Source organism: Streptomyces sp. NPDC085524 (assembly GCF_044541755.1).
Classification (GTDB): domain Bacteria; phylum Actinomycetota; class Actinomycetes; order Streptomycetales; family Streptomycetaceae; genus Streptomyces.
In genome coordinates this window covers 271,881-289,559 of the sequence record NZ_JBITTH010000009.1, presented here as the reverse complement: position 1 = coordinate 289,559, position 17,679 = coordinate 271,881, and the positions used below count along the sequence as shown (strand labels likewise).

The 17,679-nt window shown below is 71.6% G+C and carries 17 protein-coding genes; 9 read left to right on the top strand and 8 right to left on the bottom strand.

All coding sequences use genetic code 11. From position 1 onward, the window contains the following. Window positions 1-316: 316 nt before the first annotated feature. Window positions 317-745 carry an IS200/IS605 family transposase gene (tnpA, locus tag ACIGFK_RS16710; protein WP_400052332.1) on the bottom strand — a complete coding sequence of 143 codons (429 nt, stop codon included), beginning with the start codon at window positions 743-745 and terminating at the stop codon, window positions 317-319. A gap of 23 nt (window positions 746-768) precedes the next feature. Here tnpA and ACIGFK_RS16705 point away from each other — a divergent pair, with 23 nt between their 5' ends. Further along, window positions 769-2,049 (top strand): RNA-guided endonuclease InsQ/TnpB family protein, encoded by a 1,281-nt coding sequence (locus ACIGFK_RS16705; RefSeq protein WP_400052331.1) that lies wholly within the window; start codon window positions 769-771, stop codon window positions 2,047-2,049. Window positions 2,050-2,455: 406 nt separating this feature from the next. On the opposite strand, the gene ACIGFK_RS16700 is transcribed toward ACIGFK_RS16705, so the two are convergent. Continuing rightward, entirely contained in the window at window positions 2,456-3,703 is a 1,248-nt protein-coding gene (locus ACIGFK_RS16700; protein WP_386473682.1) for an NAD(P)/FAD-dependent oxidoreductase, read from the bottom strand. 181 nt (window positions 3,704-3,884) lie between these two features. Between ACIGFK_RS16700 and ACIGFK_RS16695 the strand changes: the two genes are divergently transcribed. Further along, entirely contained in the window at window positions 3,885-4,649 is a 765-nt protein-coding gene (locus tag ACIGFK_RS16695; protein WP_386473679.1) for an alpha/beta fold hydrolase, read from the top strand. 53 nt (window positions 4,650-4,702) lie between these two features. Here ACIGFK_RS16695 and ACIGFK_RS16690 read toward each other — a convergent pair whose 3' ends face one another. Further along, complete coding sequence (locus tag ACIGFK_RS16690) at window positions 4,703-5,917, bottom strand: FAD-dependent monooxygenase (RefSeq protein WP_400052328.1); 1,215 nt, start codon at window positions 5,915-5,917, stop codon at window positions 4,703-4,705. Window positions 5,918-6,135: 218 nt separating this feature from the next. Between ACIGFK_RS16690 and ACIGFK_RS16685 the strand changes: the two genes are divergently transcribed. Further along, on the top strand, window positions 6,136-6,324 hold the full coding sequence (locus tag ACIGFK_RS16685; protein ID WP_376661579.1) for a YybH family protein: 189 nt from the start codon (window positions 6,136-6,138) through the stop codon (window positions 6,322-6,324). Between the two features lie 194 nt (window positions 6,325-6,518). On the opposite strand, the gene ACIGFK_RS16680 is transcribed toward ACIGFK_RS16685, so the two are convergent. Beyond that, entirely contained in the window at window positions 6,519-6,776 is a 258-nt protein-coding gene (locus ACIGFK_RS16680; protein ID WP_400052325.1) for a hypothetical protein, read from the bottom strand. A gap of 16 nt (window positions 6,777-6,792) precedes the next feature. Continuing rightward, window positions 6,793-7,560 carry an NPP1 family protein gene (locus tag ACIGFK_RS16675; RefSeq protein WP_386473670.1) on the bottom strand — a complete coding sequence of 256 codons (768 nt, stop codon included), beginning with the start codon at window positions 7,558-7,560 and terminating at the stop codon, window positions 6,793-6,795. 242 nt (window positions 7,561-7,802) lie between these two features. Here ACIGFK_RS16675 and ACIGFK_RS16670 point away from each other — a divergent pair, with 242 nt between their 5' ends. After that, on the top strand, window positions 7,803-8,195 hold the full coding sequence (locus ACIGFK_RS16670; RefSeq protein ID WP_376661576.1) for a hypothetical protein: 393 nt from the start codon (window positions 7,803-7,805) through the stop codon (window positions 8,193-8,195). A gap of 308 nt (window positions 8,196-8,503) precedes the next feature. Here ACIGFK_RS16670 and ACIGFK_RS16665 read toward each other — a convergent pair whose 3' ends face one another. Further along, window positions 8,504-9,370, bottom strand: coding sequence for an SDR family NAD(P)-dependent oxidoreductase (locus ACIGFK_RS16665; protein ID WP_400052323.1), 867 nt, complete (start codon window positions 9,368-9,370; stop codon window positions 8,504-8,506). 90 nt (window positions 9,371-9,460) lie between these two features. Between ACIGFK_RS16665 and ACIGFK_RS16660 the strand changes: the two genes are divergently transcribed. Continuing rightward, window positions 9,461-9,961 carry a MarR family winged helix-turn-helix transcriptional regulator gene (locus tag ACIGFK_RS16660; protein ID WP_376661574.1) on the top strand — a complete coding sequence of 167 codons (501 nt, stop codon included), beginning with the start codon at window positions 9,461-9,463 and terminating at the stop codon, window positions 9,959-9,961. Here ACIGFK_RS16660 and ACIGFK_RS16655 read toward each other — a convergent pair. Further along, entirely contained in the window at window positions 9,958-10,623 is a 666-nt protein-coding gene (locus ACIGFK_RS16655) for a TetR/AcrR family transcriptional regulator (RefSeq protein WP_386473661.1), read from the bottom strand. The two genes, ACIGFK_RS16660 and ACIGFK_RS16655, sit on opposite strands and share 4 nt — an antisense overlap. A gap of 64 nt (window positions 10,624-10,687) precedes the next feature. Here ACIGFK_RS16655 and ACIGFK_RS16650 point away from each other — a divergent pair, with 64 nt between their 5' ends. Then, window positions 10,688-12,301, top strand: coding sequence for an FAD-binding oxidoreductase (locus tag ACIGFK_RS16650; protein WP_400052320.1), 1,614 nt, complete (start codon window positions 10,688-10,690; stop codon window positions 12,299-12,301). A gap of 64 nt (window positions 12,302-12,365) precedes the next feature. Here ACIGFK_RS16650 and ACIGFK_RS16645 read toward each other — a convergent pair whose 3' ends face one another. Further along, window positions 12,366-14,360 (bottom strand): hypothetical protein, encoded by a 1,995-nt coding sequence (locus ACIGFK_RS16645; protein ID WP_400052318.1) that lies wholly within the window; start codon window positions 14,358-14,360, stop codon window positions 12,366-12,368. Window positions 14,361-14,575: 215 nt separating this feature from the next. Here ACIGFK_RS16645 and ACIGFK_RS16640 point away from each other — a divergent pair, with 215 nt between their 5' ends. From ACIGFK_RS16640 to ACIGFK_RS16630, 3 genes are read left to right on the top strand one after another with little or no spacing between them, the layout of a single operon-like run. Beyond that, the gene (locus tag ACIGFK_RS16640) at window positions 14,576-15,922 is read left to right on the top strand and encodes an ABC transporter substrate-binding protein (RefSeq protein WP_400052316.1); all 1,347 of its coding nucleotides are present in this window, start codon (window positions 14,576-14,578) and stop codon (window positions 15,920-15,922) included. Continuing rightward, entirely contained in the window at window positions 15,919-16,851 is a 933-nt protein-coding gene (locus tag ACIGFK_RS16635; protein WP_400052314.1) for a carbohydrate ABC transporter permease, read from the top strand. The genes ACIGFK_RS16640 and ACIGFK_RS16635 overlap by 4 nt, the downstream gene beginning before the upstream one ends. After that, a complete protein-coding gene (locus tag ACIGFK_RS16630) occupies window positions 16,848-17,678 on the top strand; it encodes a carbohydrate ABC transporter permease (protein WP_400052312.1) in 831 nt (276 codons plus the stop codon). Before ACIGFK_RS16635 ends, ACIGFK_RS16630 begins: the two co-directional genes overlap by 4 nt. Window position 17,679 lies beyond the last annotated feature (1 nt).

Sequence of the window (17,679 nt, the reverse complement as noted above, 5' to 3'; positions counted from 1 at the left end):
GCACGTGGTTTTCCCGCCGCGACGGCCGGCCCCCTGGCCACGGCCACGGCCACGGCGGCGTGATCGACGCGTTCGGTGCGCTGCTGCCAGAGGGCGAGTGCTGCTCCGCGTGGAGCCCCGGCTGATCACCCCGGCGGGGAGGGCGACCACTTCAGCGGTGAGCAGGTGGCCACCTGGGGGCTCGACGCGTTCTGGGGCCTGCCCCCGTACCCGCACACCCCCTTGGCCAGTGCTCCGCCCTTCAGGGCGGGGGTGAAGGCCACCCTCGGGCCGGAGGCGCGGAGCGCCGGAGGGCTCTGCGCCTCCGTGGTGACGGTCAGAGGGGGCGCTGTTGGTTCTCGATGTACTGCTTGACGATGGTCAGGGGTGCCCCGCCGCAGGATCCGGCGAAGTAGGAGCCGGACCAGAAGTGTCCGCCCCACAGGTACCGCCGGACATGACTGTCGTACTCCTGGCGCAGGAGGCGGGAGCTGACGCCCTTGAGGGAGTTGACCAGCTTGGAGAGCTGGACTTTCGGCGGGTAGTGCACGAGCAGGTGCACGTGGTCCTGTTCGCCGTTGAACTGCTTCAGCTCGGCCTCGAAGTCGGCGCAGACCTCCCGCATGATCTCTTCGGTGCGGGTCAGCATGGCGTTGGTGAACGCTTTTCGCCGGTACTTGGTGACGAAGACCAAGTGAACGTGCAGGTTGTGGACAACATGGCGACCCGTTCTGACATCGGGGTTAGGGTTCCAGCGCGGTGACATGAACCAATGCTAGGTTCTCGACTGTGAGTCAAGACACCGTGTTCAAACGGCAGTTCGGGCATCGTGCCCGGCTTGCGCTGTCGCACGACGAGGTGTTGAAGAGTGATGCCCAGGCGCACGCGGCTCGCACCATGTGGAACCTGCTGCACGCCTGGTGGCAGATGATGCCGAAAGACAAGCGAACCCTGGCGAACGCGGACGCCGCGATCCGGCAGGCCCGCGAGGACATCGGCTTTCTCGCCGCCCTGCCCGCGCAGGCCGCGCAAGCGGTCCTCAAGACGTACTTCCAGGCGTGGAAGAACTGCTGGGACGGCCGCGCCGACGCCCCCACCTTCAAGGGCCGGCTGCGCACGGTGATGTCCGTGGACATCCCGCAGGGCCGGGACCTGAACATCCTCCGGGTGCACCGCCGCTGGGGCATGGTCAATATCCCCAAGGTGGGCCGGGTCCGTTTCCGGTGGACCAAGGACCTGCCCGTGGGCAAGCTTGCCGGTGCGGAGAGCCGGATCACCGGGGCCCGGCTGGTCAAGGACACGCTGGGCTGGCACATCGCCTTCCGTGTCCAGACCCTGGAGGCCGGGCCCGAGGCCCACCAGGGACTGGAAGTCGGAATCGACGTGGGCGTCACCGTCCCCATCGCACTGTCGGACGGGCAGACGTACGAGCACGGCGAGTGGCTGACCGCCAAGGAGAAGGCCAGGCTCCGGCGCTTGGAGCAGCGCGCCGCGCAGCGTAAGCGCCAACGCCAACCCGGCGAGCCGACCAGTCGCCGGCTGCACCACACCTACGACCGGATCGCAGGACTGCGCGCGAAAGCCAAGCGCCGGGCCCTGGACTGGCAGCACAAGACGACCACCACCATCGCCCGCACCTACGGCACCGTCGTGGTCGAAGCACTCACCATCACGAACATGGTCAAGTCCGCCAGGGGAACCATCGAGGAGCCAGGGAAGAACGTCGCCCAGAAATCCGGGCTGAACCGCTCCATCAGCGGACAGGCGTGGGGTCGGACGGTAACCATGCTGGCGTACAAGACCGCCCGGCACGGCGGCATCCTGGTCAAGGTCCCCGCCCCCGGCACCTCCCGACGCTGTTCCGCCTGCGGCCACACCATGCCCGGCAGCCGGGAGTCCCAGGCCGTGTTCGTGTGCAAGAACCCGGACTGCGGCTGGTCGGGCAACGCCGACCACAACGCGGCCCGCAACGTCTTGCACCTGTACCGGATGGGCCTCGCGCTCATCCCGGCTGCCGGAAGGGCAGTCGTCAGGCGCGCCAAGCGCGTCAAGCCCGCTACCGCAAGGTAAGCAGGAATCTCCCAGCTTCAGGCGGGAGAGCACTTCAAGAGTTCATCGTGCCCATGGTTCCCCCGACGTGGCTCGCGAGGGAGCGCGCCGAGAAGTACGCCGGACTCATGGGCCGGGGCGCGGTTCCCACGGCCGTGGCGGTGTCGACGCTGGACGTGTGCGAGCCCGCCTCCGGCGAGCCGGCCGACCACTACCGGCACTGGGGTCCGACCCACTTCCTCCTCGACGGCCACCACAAGCTGGAGGCCGCGGCCACGGCCGGCCGGCCTGTGCAGCTCCTGTCGCTCCTCGCCCTCGGCGAAGGCCTGGCCGAGGCCGGGGAATGTGCCCGGCTGCCGGCCCTGCGTGCGCAACCCCGCTCGGCGCGAGCGACCGGTCCCCGAAGACCACGTTGCGGCTCAGCGGCTCAGCGGGCCGGTGACACCCCCGCACTGCGGTGCCTGATGTTGACGGCCGCGGCCTTGGCCAGGGCTGCGGGGTTCAGGAAGCGCAGCGGACCGATCAGCCGGGCCGCGAACATGTACATGTGCCGCGCCATCGACTCGTCCCGCGCGGCCGCCGAAAACACCAGCCGCTCCCCGGGGTTGAACGGACGGGCCTTGGCGAAGTCGACCGCCACGGACTGGTGGCCGCGCAGCCTGCGCCGGTGCGTGCGCGCGTACACCGCGAGCGAGCGGTCGAGGTCGCCCCGGCCGGCCGCGGCCGTGGCCGCCGCTTCCGCGAGCCAGTGCGCGGACTGCAGCGCCCATCCGCATCCCACGCCCCACAGGGGGTCGCCGGTCAGGGCGGCGTCGCCGATGAGCGCGAGGCCCGGCGCGGTCGGTTCGCGCGTGACGAGGGGGTAGTCGACGGTGCCGATGATCTTGCTGATGCGCTCGGCGGAGTCGATGGGCGGCGCCTCGGGCAGGGCGCGGACGAACTCCAGGAAGCTGCCCTCCAGGTCCTCCTTGAAGGCCGGCAGCCGCTTCTTGTCCGGGAGCACTGCGAGGACCGTCACCCCGTCGTCGTTCGGGAAGGCGTACGCCATGTCGGGCTCGAGGAACCAGGTCTGACCGATCCCGCCCTGCAGCGGCAGGTTGCGGAAGTGCGCGAGGTAGCCGAAGCGCGTGTTCTCGTGCAGCGTGGTGGGCACCTCGGCGAACTTGGCCACCGCCGAGTCCTTGCCGTCGGCGCCGACCACCAGGCGGGCCCGGATCTCACGGTCCCCCTGCGGCGTCGAGGCATGCACCCCGACGGCCCGCCCGGCTTCCCGGACCAGCCCCGTCACCCGGTGGCCGAGGAGCAGGTCGACGCCGGGGGTTTCCGCCGCGCGGGCCCTGATCAGGGGGTCGAGGGTGCTGCGCCGGACGTTGTACCCGTACGGCAGCTCGGGGCCCTCCGGGGCGGACCTCGGCTCGATCCATCCCCAGCGGGTGTACCAGCGGGCGTCGTTGTGGAGGGCTCCGGCCTTCTCCAGGGCGGGTATCAGGCCGAGTTCGTCGAGCACCGGGTGGGCGTTGGCCGTGATCGAGTGGGTGCACAGCACCTTGTACGCGCCGGGGTCCGAGCGGCGCTCCAGCAGCGCGACGCGGACACCGCGCCGGGCGAGCAGGATGGCGGCGGTGCAGCCGGCGAGGCTGGCTCCGCTGATGACGACGTCGTGGTCGTTGGTCATGTACTGATCGCTCCCTTTGGGGTGTGGTGCCGTTCGTGGGAGTGCTGCGGTGCCTGATCGGTCGGGCGGTTACCCAATGGTAGGAGTTGCGTGTCAGGTGAGGGATGGTCAGGTCGGGCCGGACCGTCTCCCGTACTCCCCGGTAGTGTCCGGTGATCACCCGCCGCCTAGAGTCGGCTGCATGACTCTCGCTTATGACACGACCGGTGACGGCCCCACCCTGGTACTGCTGCACTCCGCCGCCTGCGACCGCAGGATGTGGGATCCGCAGTGGTCCGCGCTCGCCGGGGCCGGATACCGCGTGGTGCGCCCCGACTTCCGCGGCTTCGGCGAGTCCCCCCTGCAGGACCGGCGCCACAACGACGCAGAGGACGTACTGGACCTGCTGGACTCCCTCGGCGTCGAGCAGGCGGTGCTGGTCGGCTCCTCGTACGGCGGACGCGTCGCCGTGGAGATCGCCGCACGGCGTCCGGAACGGGTCTCCGCCATGATGCTGCTGTGCTCCGGGCTGCCCGGGCATGAACCCGGCGCCGAGCTGCAGGCGTTCGGCGAGCGGGAGGACGAGCTGCTCGAGGCCGGGGACGTCGCGGGGGCCGTGGAGCTGAACCTGGACACCTGGCTGGGGCCGGACGCGGACGAGGGGGTACGGGAGCAGGTGCGCGTGATGCAGCGCCTTTCCTTCGACGTACAGCTGGCCGCCCCCGAGGGGGCCGGGCGGCGGGCGGTCGAGATCGACCTGTCGGCGGTCAAGGCACCGTGCCTCGCCGTTTCGGGCGGCCACGACGTGGCGGACTTCAGGGAGATCGCGGCCCGGCTGCCGGGGCTGCTGTCCGACGCCCGGCACCTCGAACTGCCCTGGGCCGGCCATCTCCCCAGCCTCGAGCGGCCTGCCGTCGTGACGGACCTGCTGCTCGGCTTCCTGCGCGAGACGGCTTCCGCCGGCTGAGCCGATCGCCCGGAGTCCGGCCGGGTCTTGCCCCCGAAACGGAGGGACGCGGTCTAGCCGGGGAGGCGGAAGCCGTTGAAGAGGTCGTCCATGCCGCGCAGGGCCAGGCGCGTGGGGGTGGCCCGGACGGCGAGGTCTCGGGCCGCCGCGGCGAGCGGGTGGCGGAGTGCGCCGAGACGGCCGACGCGGCGGGCCCGGAGGCGCACCGCGTCGGTGCGGTCGCGGCGGGCGGCGGTGTACGCGGCCAGGGCGGCCGGGACGCAATCCGCGCTGTCCGTACGGTCCCCGTCGGCGCCGCCCGCGCCGTCCACCCTGCTTCCGGCGGGGAGCAGGTGGGCCAGGACCACCGCGTCCTCGATGGCCTGGCAGCCGCCCTGGCCGAGGTTGGGGGCCATGGCGTGGGCGGCGTCGCCGAGCCAGGCGATCCTGCCGTGGTGCAGGCGCGGGAGCGGCGCGGCGAGTTCGTAGAGGTCGTTCTGCAGGACGTCGGCGGGATCGAGGCGGCCCACGCGGTCCAGCAGGGCCGGAATCGGGTCGTGCCACGTGCCGAAACGCTCGCGGAGCTCGGCCCGGGCGTCCGCCGACCGGGTGCCGGCCGGGACGACGGCGGTGGCGTAGAGGTAGTAGCGGCCGTCGGAGAGCGGGGTCACGCCGAACCGCTGCCCCCTCCCCCATGTCTCGCTCATGGCCGGTATCCGCAGGTCCGGGGCGTCCACGAGGGCCCGCCACGCGGTCTCGCCGAGGTATTTCAGGCCGGGGTGGCCGGGGAAGTGCGCGCGGCGAAGCGGGCTGTGGATGCCGTCGGCGGCGACGACCAGATCGGCGGGCAGGTCCGGTCCGGCCTCCGTATGGACGATCGGGCGGTTCCCGGCATCGTCGACGGCGGTCACGGCGGTGCCGTAGCGGATGGTCCCCGGCGGCAGGGCGGCGGCCAGAGCGGCGGTGAAGGCCGGGCGGGGGACGGCGATGGGGGCGATGCCGTAGCGGGCCGCCATGTCCGCGGTGCCGGTCCGGGTGAGCCACTGCCCGGCGGAGCGGCGTACGCCCATCGTCACGGGTATGGCGCTGCCGGTGGCACGGACGGCATCGACGCCGATGGTGTCGAGTGCGCGCAGGGCGTTGGGGGCGAGACCGATGCCGGCACCGGTCACCGGGGCCTCGGGGGCGCGTTCGCAGACGGTGACGTGCCAGCCGCGCCGGTGCAGGGCGATGGCGGCCGTGAGTCCGCCGATGCCTGCTCCGGCGACCACCGCGTGACGTTCCGGCACGGCACACCCCTTCGTTCGGTCCGGGCCGCCTCTGCGGCTGCGTCTGGCACGGCCACTGTAGAGCGCGGCCCGGATCACGGCTGTTGTCGGGCAGGCGGGCCGAAAGCGCTCCGAACGAGAGGGGGCCGCCCATCAGTTCCCGCAGGACGAGGGTGGTCCAGCGTCCGGAGACCGCTGCGAGGGCGAGTTCCACCGGGCAGTGCGGCTCCGGCTGCCGAGTGCGCCCGCGCCACACGTACACGTCGGGTGACCTCGCCCTGCTGATCGTCGACTGGAGCATCGGGGGAACCGGCCCCGACGGCGCGGCCGTCCGGCTGGCCGGGACGGCCACGGACCTCGCCCGGCGCGGTGCGGACGGGCTGTGGCGCTACGTCGTCGACGACCCGTTCGGCACCGCGCCCTCCTGACCGGGGGTGCCGGCGGCGAACACGGCGACGCTCACGTCGACCACGTAGTGCTCGTCCACCCATCCGTCCGGGAACCGCGCCTTGAGGAGGGCCCGTTCCTCGCGGGGGAAGGCGTCCGTGCCGGGCTTGCCGATGAGGAAGAGGGAGTGCGTGGACAGTTTGGCCGGATGCGTGTCGACGGGAACGCGGCGCGATCACGGGAGGCGGCGGTGGGCGAACCGGGCTCCGTGCTGCGAGCGGGTGCGCTCGTTGATGTACCGGCCCGGGCCGAACCGCTCCTCGATGCGGGCCTGCTGATCCGCGATCCGTCCGACGGTGACGTCCGGGTCGTTCGACCAGACCGCGAGCGCACCGCCGGGGCGGAGCAGGAGTTCGGGCGGGTAGGAGGGGCGGTGGGCGGCATAGCGAGCGGCCGCCGCGCCGAATGAACGAGCACGGGATTCGTTCGTCATGCCGCCCATGACGGGGCTACTGGTACGGGTTGAAGGGGATGCCCGCCGGCTTGGCCTTCGCCAGGTGGTCGGCGAAGGCGCCGTCCTTCAGGCCGAAGTGGGCGCTTCCGAAGTCGGCCTGGCTGAGCTTGTCCCGCAGCCCGGCCGGATAGCCCGACCATCCGACGAGTGCGGGGAACTGCCAGGTGTGGCGGTGGTTCTCGGGCGGTTCGTCGTTGTTGTTCGCCGCGCGGAAGCAGTGCGTGCCGACGCCGTCCTTGTGGTAGACGATCTTGGGGTGGGTGCCGTCCCAGCGGATCTGGTCGCGTGCGTGGACGACGAAGTCGCCGTGGGCGGAGGTCGAGACGTATTTGGCCTCGTTGCCCTGGATCCACACCACGACGTGCTCCCAGTCGTGGCGGTGGCCGCCGAGGCTGATGCCGGGGATGGCCTGGTCCTTCTCGAAGTACAGTCCGTAGATCACGGCGCACCAGCCGTTGTTGCAGGTCCAGCGGGAGTAGCCGTTGGTGTTGGCGAGGTCCGAGGCATCCCGGCAGTTGCCGTTGAGGGCGCCGGTGGGATTGAGCCCGCCGTTGAGGACTCCGGTCGGGCCTATCGCGGGAGTCGGGTAACAGCCGTCGGTGTCGTAGTCGTAGGCCGGCTGGAAGGTCAGCTCGATCGCCTCGGCCTGGCTGGGCAGGGCCGGGGGCGGTGCGGCGAAGGCGACCTGGGGCACGGCGACCACCAGCGCGACGGCGGCGCCGACGACAGCCAACGATTTCCGGATGTGACGGTTCGTCCGCAAGGCGTGCCTCCTGGCCGGCCGGTTTCGGGATGGCGCGTGCATCGCGACCACCGTCGGCCGACCCGCCGGGCAGCATCATTCGCGAACCCGGGCGGTGCAGCAAGGGTGCGGGCAGCCTCTCTTTCCGGCATGAACAGCCATGAACTGCCGCAGTACGAACAGCACTTGTGCCGTTCCCGAGCGGGACTCGAGCCGGGATGCCCCGGCCTCGCCTGCGGATCACGAGATGGCAGAGTAGGTCCGTGAGCTACAGCATCTTCCTGCTCCGGTTCGTGGACGGCGAAGTCGTGCCGCTCGACGCCGGGACGTTGCGTCGGATGACGGAGCCCTACCTGGTGGCGGGCGGTCAGGAAGAGGGCTTCTCGCAGATCCGCGCGGCGGACGGGGGCGAGGCGGATCTCTACCACGAGTCCTCGGCCGAGAACGGGATGCCGTGCCTGACGGCGACGCACTTCGCACGCGGGGCGATGCTCGGCGTGCTCGCCCGGCCGGCTGCGGCGCTCGGGGCCTCGATCGTGCCGCAGGACGGCCGCGCGCTGATCTTCCGTGAGGACGACCGCGCCCATCTTCCCGAGGAACTCCGGGGGAAGGCGAGGATCATGGCCCCCACGGCGGAGGCGTTCCAGGCGGGCTGAGCGCCCGCCGAACGGCCGGTGTCAGGCCTTCCCGGTCAGAGGGTGTTCATCAGGATGATCGCCGCGAGGTCCAGCAGGATCACGGTGATGACGGCGATGACCATGGCCCAGGCTTTGCGCGACTCGTCCATGCGTACGAGTCTCCCCCCGACCCGGACCTCCCGCGACGCGGAGGCCCCGGCGGCGGCCGGCCTCCGAAGCCGGGCCGGCCGGCCTGGAAGACGTCCCGGCCCGCCCCGGACACCCCCTAGACGCCCCGGCCGGCCCCGGAAGTCGCCACGGCCGGCCCCGCGAGCCGTGTTGCGCGGTCAGGAGACCCAGGAGCCGGTCATCCCGAGGACCGCCGAGCCGTCCTGGTCGGCGAGCTTGGTCCCGGTGAACCCCTGCGCCCACTCGGAGGTCTGGATGCGGAACGCGGGACGGTCGGCGGTCAGCGCCTCCATGACGGCCTCGGCCGCGCCTGCGGGGGTCTGGGCGCCCTCCATGAACCGGCCGACCGTGCGCTCGATGTAGTGGCGCATCGCGTCGGCGTACGGGCCTGCCGCGGCGATGCGGGCGTCGATGTCGAGTCCGATGTTGTTGACGAACTCCGTCGCCACCGCGCCGGGCTCGATGACGGACACGCTCACTCCGACGGCGCCCGCGACGGGGGCCAGGCTCTCCATGTACCCCTCCACGGCGAACTTCGCGGCGCAGTAGGCCTCGTTGAAGGGCTGGCCGATGACGCCGCCGACGCTGGTGACGGTGATCAGGCGGCCCCCGGTGGCGCGCAGGTGCGGCAGGGCGGCCTTGGAGACGTTCAGCACGCCGAAGAAGTTGACCTCCATGACCCCGCGCACGTCGGCGACGGACTCGAGTTCCAGGGTGCCGACGTGACCGGCGCCCGCGTTGTTCACGACCGCGTCCAGACGGCCGTAGTCGGCGATCACCCCGGCCACGGCGGCGGCGACGGAGCTCTCGTCGACGACGTCGAGCTGCCGGATGTCGAGTTCGACGCCCGCCTCGGCCGCGGCCTTGCGCAGGGCGTCGGCCCGGCCGGTGTCACGGAGGGTGGCGACCGTCCGCCATCCGGCCCGGGCGGCGGCAATGGCGGCAGCCAGGCCGACGCCGGAGGAGGTACCGGTGATCAGGACGGTGCGGAGGGAGGTGTCGGGGGTGGTGGGGTGGGTCGACATGGCCGGCGCCTTTCACGGAGTGTGACTTATGTGCGTGCACACACACTATAAATTTATGTGCGCGTGCACGCAAGCTCTAGACTGCCGGACATGCCGAAGAAGCTCACCGAAACCGAGATGCCGACGGCCGACTACGCCTTCTACGGGCTGGTCTGGGCCGGCACCACCCTGACCGAGCGGGTGGACCGGGCCCTGGTCAAGGCCCACGACCTTCCGGTGTCCTGGTTCGAGGTGATGCTGTGGTTGGCTTCCAGCCCCGAGCCCGTGCCCGCATCCACCCTGGGCAACAGCACGCTCCTCAGCCGCAGCCAGGTCTCCCGCGTCGTCGACGCCCTGCAGAACCGGGGCCTGGCGGCCCGTACGCCTTCGGCACGTGACGCCCGCTCGGTGGAGGTCTCCCTCACGGAGGCGGGACGCGCGGTGTTCGCCGCGGCCGACGCGACCCGGCGCGAAGCCCTGGCACCGGTCTTCACCGAGCTGCTCGACGAACAGGACCTCCAGGCGCTGGAAGCGGTGTGGCGCAAGCTCAAGGCCGCCAAGGCCTCGCAGGCCGCAATGGCCGAGAAGACCCAGAAAGCCCAGAAGGGCTAGTACCCGCGGCTCCGGCCTTCGTCACCGCCCGTGGTGAGCGTGGCGGCGGCCGCGAAGAGGCGGGCGCAGCGCTGCGTCATGGCCTCCGGCGTCTGCTCGGGGTGCTTGACCCACCAGCGGACGAGGGTGGCCACCAGGTCCCGCCAGACGTACTTGAGCGCGTCGGCGTCCAGCGGGTCGGCGGATCCCGCCGCGCGCAGCATCTCGGCCGTGCCGCCCGCGGCGAGCCGGTCGATGGCCGACCAGTACTCCGAGGCGCGTCGCTCGGCCTCGCCGCCGGGCGGCAGCGTGGCGTCGTACAGCACGAACCACGCCTCCCGCCGCCCTTCGAGGGCCTCGAAGACGGCGCGCAGCACGCGCAGCGGCGTGTCCGGGGCGGCGCCCCCGTCGGCGCCCATCGCCGTCCGGACGGCCTCCAGGAGCCGGTCCCCGACGGGCACCAGGCAGGCGACGTACAGATCCTCCTTGGTGCCGAGGTACTGGTGCAGCAGCGTCTTGGTGACGCCCACCCGTGCGGCGATCGCGGGGAGCGAGGCGGCCGCGTAGCCGCGGGTGCCGAACTCCTGCGTGGCGGCGTCCAGCATCTGCTGTCGGCGGTGCTCCCGGGGGACCCCCTTGGTACCGGCCTTCGCGGAGGTGGACTTCGGGGAAGGGGTTGCCATGCGCCGATATTATCAGTAGGTAATTTACCCCTAGGTAAGTTACTGCGACCCCTGGAGCGCATCCATGGCCGGCACCACCCCGCAGCCGCAGTCCCGTACCCGCTCCTGGTGGGGCTGGGGCTGGACGGACGCGCATCCCGACGACGCGGAGTGCGCCGCGATGGGCGCCCTGGTCCCCGGCACCCTGGCCCGCCCGCTCCCCGTCCCCCGCGTCGGCGACCTTCGCATCGGCAGCCCCTCGGTCGAGCCCCCGCGGAGCCTCGCCCACCTGGTCGGCGCCGATCCCGGGGACCGGGCGGCCCACGCCATGGGGAAGGCCTACCGCGACGTGGTGCGCGCCCTGCGCGGGCGGCCCGGCCGGATCCCCGACCTCGTCGCCCGCCCGACGGACGACCGGGAGGTGGCCGACCTGCTGGAGTGGGCCGGTGAGCTGCAGGTCGCCGTCGTCCCGTACGGCGGGGGTTCCTCGGTCTCCGGGGGCGTCGAGTACCGCGGTGACGCCCACGGGGCGGTGATGTCCCTCGATCTGACGGCGATGGGCCGGGTCCTGGAGGTCGACACCGAGGGGCGGGCCGCACGCATCCAGGCGGGCACCCTCGGCCCGAGCCTGGAGGACCAGCTGCGGCCCCACGGACTCACCCTGCGGCACTTCCCGCAGAGCTTCGAGTTCTCCACCCTGGGCGGCTGGCTCGCCACCCGCGCGGGCGGCCACTACGCCACCGGCCGGACGCACATGGATGACTTCGTGCAGTCGATGCGCGTGGTCACCCCCGCCGGCACCAGCAGCTCCTGGCGGCTGCCCGCTTCCGGGGCCGGCCCCTCCCCCGACCGGCTGTTCCTCGGCTCCGAGGGCGCCCTCGGCGTGATCACCGAGGCGTGGGTCCGGCTGCAGGAGCGGCCCCGCCACAAGGCGTCCGCCGCGGTCGCCTTCGCCCGCTTCGACGACGCGCTCCGAGCGGTGCGCACCCTCGCGCAGTCGGACCTCTCCCCCGCCAACTGCCGTCTGCTGGACGCCGGCGAGGCCGCCCTGTCGGGCGCTGCGCACGACGGCAGCGCGGTGCTCGTCCTGGGCTTCGAATCGGCGGACGAACCGGTGACCGCCCGGCTCGAGCGGGCCGTCGACGTGGCCCGCTCGCACGGCGGCCGGTACGGCGGGACGTCCGGGACCTCCGCGGCGGGCGAGGGCCCCGGCGGCGACGCGGCGGTGAGAGCCTGGCGTTCGGCCTTCCTGCGGATGCCCTACCTCCGCGACGGTCTGGCCAGGATGGGCGCCGTCGCGGAGACCTTCGAGACGGCGGCCACCTGGGACCGGATCCCCGGCCTGATCGACGCGGTGCGCACCGAGGTCGGTGCGGCGGCGCTCAAGGCGACCGGGCATCCTGCGACCGTCAACTGCCGCCTGACGCACGTCTATCCGGACGGAGCGGCACCGTACTTCACCGTCCTGGCCGCCGGCCGGGACGGTGCCGAGGACGCCCTCTGGGACGAGCTCAAGGCCGTGTCGGTCGAGGTCCTGCACCGGTACGGGGCGACCGTCACCCACCACCACGCCGTCGGCCGCGACCACCGTCCGGGCTACGACCGACAGCGTCCCGAGCCCTTCGCCCTCGCGCTGCGGGCCGCGAAGGGGGCGCTGGACCCGCGGGGCATCCTCAACCCCGGTGTGCTCGTGGACTGACCGGGGCGGCGGGCCGGCCGCCGCCGCGGCCGGCCCGCCACCGGCAATCCCCCGCGCCCGGGTCTCAGCCGACCTGGACGGTGACCGTCCGGCCCGGGGACACGCGCTGCGTGACGTAGGTGTAGGTCACGCCGTCGACCACCTCGGTGCGGGCCGGCCGGGCCACCCCGTCGACCGTGACCGTGGTGTACGTGCCGGGGAACCGGGCCTTCCAGGTGTAGGCGGAACTGCCCGAGGTGTGGGCGAGCGTGGACTTCGTCGCCCCGTCGTGGCGCAGGGAGAAGGCCGAGTCGCCGACCCGCAGGTCCTCGATCCCCAGCCAGGCCATGTCCGACGGCAGCCGGGACTGGGTGCTCAGGGCGTGCGCGGGCGCGTCCGGGACGACGCCCAGGAGTCCCTCGACGGTCTGTCCGATCAGGGTGAAGGAGACCTCGGGGTAGTCCCCGTTGGTGCCCTGCTTGGTGTTCACGTGCTGGATGTCCTTGCGGTCGTAGACGTGCTTCATCCACTTCCAGGCGGTGTCGTTGCGGTTGTTCCGGAAGAAGGTGTCCGGTAGGTAGGTCAGGGCCTCGATGTTGGTGGGCCGGTCCGCGCCCGAGGCCTGCTGGTCGATGTAGTCCAGGTAGGCCTCGCGGCGGGCGCCCGGTGCGACGATCTGCTTCATCGGCATGAACCAGCTGTTCTCCTTGCCCCAGCCGGTCAGCGCCCGCCCGTCCGTGGTGTAGCCGCGCACCATGTCCGCGCCGGAACCGGTCCCGCTCCAGGTCGTGTTGAAGTACGTCTTCAGCTCGCGGGCCTTGGCCTCGTAGCGGCCGGCGAGGACGCAGTCGCCCTTGGCCCGGGCGAGCGCGGCCACGGCCAGGTACGCCTGGTACTGGGAGCCGATCGCGTCGCCGGCCTCGGCGAGCGGCTCGCCGCTCTGCTCGTTGTAGCTGGCCGTGCCCTGGAAGATGCCCTGGCCGGTGCCTTCGGCGACCTTGACCGCGCCGTTGTCCTTGAGGCCGTCGTGCAGGGTGACGAACTCGTCGGTGGCGTGACGGTAGAAGTCCCACAGGACCGGGTCCTCGATGTAGGAGCGGTCGCCGCTCCAGCGGTACGCCTCTTCGGACTTCTGCACCAGCTCGAAGGTGGCGGGCACCTCGCGGACGAAGCTCGAGGGGCTCTTGTAGTCGATCGAGAGGTAGGTGCTGGTGTCGAAGTTGAGGGCCCAGGCCGGGTAGTACTTGTGCGCCGGTGTGGCCGACGCGGCGAAGGAGCGGAGCATCGCCTTGTTCTCCGCGTGCAGGCCGAGCACTCCCGCGCCGGCCAGCTGGTGGGCCATGTCGCGCGAGTAGTAGCCGCTGCGGTTGGCGTAGCCGGCCCAGTAGGAGGCGCCGTAGGTGCCGGCGCCGCTGCCGCCCGTCCGGTTCTCGTCGACGTTGAGCGGCCCGGGGGTGCCGGGCAGGTGGACCCAGCTGTTGGCCTTGCGCTTGGACCAGTCGAACATCTCGACGATCTTCGGGTCGGAGGAGCTGATCCGCGGGTCCGCGGGTGAGGAGGGCGAGACCATCACGTCGTCGGCGTTGACCCAGGCCTCCCCCGACTCGAAGGCGATCTCCAGCCTGTCACCGGGGGCGAGGGTGATCCGGCCGAGCGTGTAGCGCCGGTAGTTGGAGGCGCTCGGCAGGGTCTGCTCCGCGGCGACCGCGCCGTTGACCCGGGCGACGTAGCGGCCGCCGGGACCGCCCGTCGCGATCCAGGCGGATATGTCGTACGTCCCCCGACCCGCGGCCGTCACGGTCTGGGACACCTTCATCCCGGGCCCGCCGTCGAGGTAGGCGAGCCGCGCCCCGCCGTGCGGGTAGTTCGTGGCGACGCCGGTACCGGAGGTGAACTGCCAGCCCGTGGCGCCCTGTTCGAAGCCGGGGTTGGTGACGGTGAGCAGGGCGGGCGCGGCCGGCGCGGGCTGTCGGGTGGCGGGGCCGGGCGGCGCCGCGGCGGCCGGGCCGCCGAGGGCGAGGGGGGCGAGCGGGGCGAGCAGGGCGAGCGCGGACAGGAGCGACACACGGGAACGCGTCATCGGGTTCTCCCGGGTTGTGGTGGGGCGCCGGTCTGCGCGGGGCAGGGCGCGCGGCACGCTAGCAACCCCCCTTGATGGATTGCAATGACTCTTGTCAAAATTCACTGCCTGATCGAACTGAAAGATTTCATTGAAGTCTTGCAAGTCACCAGGACGGCTGGTTACAGTCCTGGCCGTTCGGCTTCCGCAACGGTGCGAGCAGGGGTGGGTCAGGCATGGAACTGGAACGTCGCAGAGTGCTTCGGATGGGCGGCGCGATCGCCGCAGGGGCCGGGCTGACCGGCCTGACCGCCTGCTCCGGCACGGGTGACACGGGTGCGAGCGGCGCCGCCGGGCCGAAGCACAAGGGCAGGATCGCCGTCTGGTCCTGGCAGGGGCCGGCCGCCGAGATGAAGGCCCTGGTACCGGAGTTCAACAAGAAGTACCCGGAGATCGAGGTGACGGTCGAGGACATCGGCAACCCGGCGATCTGGGACAAGATCACCACCGGGCTGGCGGCCGGCGGCCAGGGCCTCGCCGACGTCCTCCACATCGGCGTCGACTACCTGCCGGGCTACGTCGAGAAGTTCCCCGGCGGCCTCGCCGACCTCGGCCCGCTCGGCGCGAACGCCCATCGGGACTCCTTCGCCCCGGGCATGTGGCAGACCGTGTCCCCCGACGGCAAGCGCGTCAACGCCCTTCCCTGGGAGGCGAATTCGGCGGGCTTCTACTACCGCGCGGACCTCTTCGAGAAGGCCGGTGTGGACGTCGGCGCCCTCCAGACCTGGGAGGAGACCATCGAGGCCGGCAAGGAGATCAAGTCCAAGACCGGCGCCCATCTGCTGGGCATCGACAAGCCCGCCTCCCAGGCCGACGCCGCCAACTTCTTCCAGATGCTGCTCCAGTTGCAGGGCACCTTCTACTTCAACCTCGCCGGGGACATCACGCTCGACTCCCCGGAGGCCGTGAAGGCCATGACCCTGATCAAGACGATGAACGACGCCGGCCTGGTCAGCGATCTCGCCGGCGGCTGGAACGCCCTGATGAGCTCCCTGAAGGAGGGGACCGCGGCCGTGCTGCCGATGCCCACCTGGTTCGGAGGCATCATCGAGGAGCAGGTTCCGGGCGAGGCGGGGAAGTGGAAGGTCCGGCTTCCCCCGGCGGTCCGACGGGGCGGATCCACCGCGGCCACCGTCAACTCCACCCATCTCGCGGTCGCGGGCAGCAGCAAGCAGCAGGCCGCCGCCTGGACCTTCATCGAGTTCGTCCTCACCCGCCCCGCCTCCCAGGTGCAGATCTACCGGGGCAAGGGCATCGCCCCCGCGCTGATGAAGGCGTACGACGACGCGGTCTTCCACGAGCCCTCGGCCTTCTTCGGCGGCCAGAAGAAGGGAGAGGTCTTCCTGGAGGCGCTCAAGGCCCCCTCGCCCGCGTTCAATTACACCGCCGACTACGCCCGCGCCCTCAAGCTGGTCACCGATGCCCAGTCCAAGGTCCTGCTGGCCGGGGCCGACCCGGCGAAGGTGCTCAAGGAGGCCGCCGACCAGCTCTCCCGGCAGACCGGGCGCAAGGTCTCCCGATGACCGCGACGCTCACCGGCCGGGCCGACCCGGCCGTCCCCGCTCCGGGGGCGGCCGGGTCGGCCTCCCGGCCCCGGCGGCGCCGGCGCGTCGCCCCGTACCTCTTCGTACTGCCCGCGCTGCTGCTCTTCGCCGCGTTCAAGATCTACCCCATCGGCCGCTCCTTCGTGATCAGCCTCCACAAGACCGTCGGCGGGACCGAGCGGTTCGTCGGCGCCGACAACTACACCCGGCTGCTGGGCGATCCGCTGTTCCGGACCGCCCTGAAGAACACCGCGGTGATCCTCGCCGTCCAGGTGCCGGTGATGCTGGCCCTCGCGACCGGGATCGCGGTGGCGCTCAACTCCGGTCTGCTGCGCGGCCGCACGCTCTTCCGGCTCGGCTTCTTCCTGCCGATGATCACCGGACTCGTCGCCTACGGGATCATGCTCTCGGTCCTGCTCAACCACGACTACGGGCTGGTCAACTGGCTGCTCGGACTCGTCGGTGCGGACCCCGTGCCATGGCTGACCGACCCCTTCTGGGCGAAGATCTCCCTCGGCCTGGCGCTGACCTGGCACTACACCGGCTACAACGCGGTGATCCTGCTCGCCCGCCTGCAGTCCGTCCCCGCCGAGCTCTACGACGCGGCGGCCGTGGACGGGGCAAGCGCCTGGACCTCCTTCCGGCACGTCACCCTGCCGGGGCTGCGTCCCGCGCTGCTGCTCACCACCGTGCTCTCCACCATCGGCACCCTGCAGATCTTCGACGAACCGTACGTGCTCACCGGCGGAGGCCCGGACAACGCCACCCTGACCGTCGGCGTGTACCTGTACCAGAACGCCTTCAAATACTTCGACTTCGGATACGCCTCTGCCATCGCCTACGCCCTCGCCGTCCTCATCGGCATCCTCGGCGTGATCCAGTTCCGCCTCCTCGGGGAGAAGCAATGACCGCCGCCCGGCACCGGGGCAGGAGCATCCTGCTGACCTCCGGACTCGCCATCGCGCTCGCCGCCGTACTGGCCCCCTTCTACTGGCTCGTGGTCGCCGCCACGCACAGCTCCGGCGAGATCTTCGACAGCCCTCCCCCGCTGCTCCCCGGCGGCCACCTCGCCGGGAACCTGCGCACGCTCCAGGAGACCGCGCAGTTCGGCCGGGTGGTCCTCAACTCCGTGCTCATCGCAGCCGTCTACACCCTGTGCGCGGGAGCCGTCTGCACCCTGGCCGGGTACGGCTTCGCCAAGTTCCGCTTCCGCGGCCGCGAGACCCTCTTCGGCCTGCTCATGCTCGGGCTCGTCGTCCCCGCCCAGGTCACCCTGGTACCGCTCTTCCAGATGATGGCCGAGCTGCGCTGGCTGGGCACCTACCAGGCCGTGATCATGCCCAACCTGGCCCTGCCGTTCGGCATCTTCCTGATGCGCCAGTCGATGGCCGCCCTGCCCGACGAACTCCTCGACTCCGGCCGCATGGACGGCTGCGGCGAACTGCGGCTGTTCTGGAAGGTCGTGCTCCCGCCGATGAAGCCCGCCCTGGCCGCCCTGGCGATCTTCCTCTTCCTGTACCAGTGGAACGACTTCGTCTGGCCGCTGATCGTCCTGCGCGACAGCGCCTCGTTCACCGTGCCGGTGGCCCTGGCCTCGCTGCAGGGCCTCGACGAAACCGACTACGGCGCGATCCTCGCCGGAACCGCGGCCGCCGCGATCCCGATGGCCCTCGTATTCCTGGCGCTTCAGCGCCAGTTCGTGTCCGGCCTGCTCGCCGGCGCCGTGAAGGAGTGAC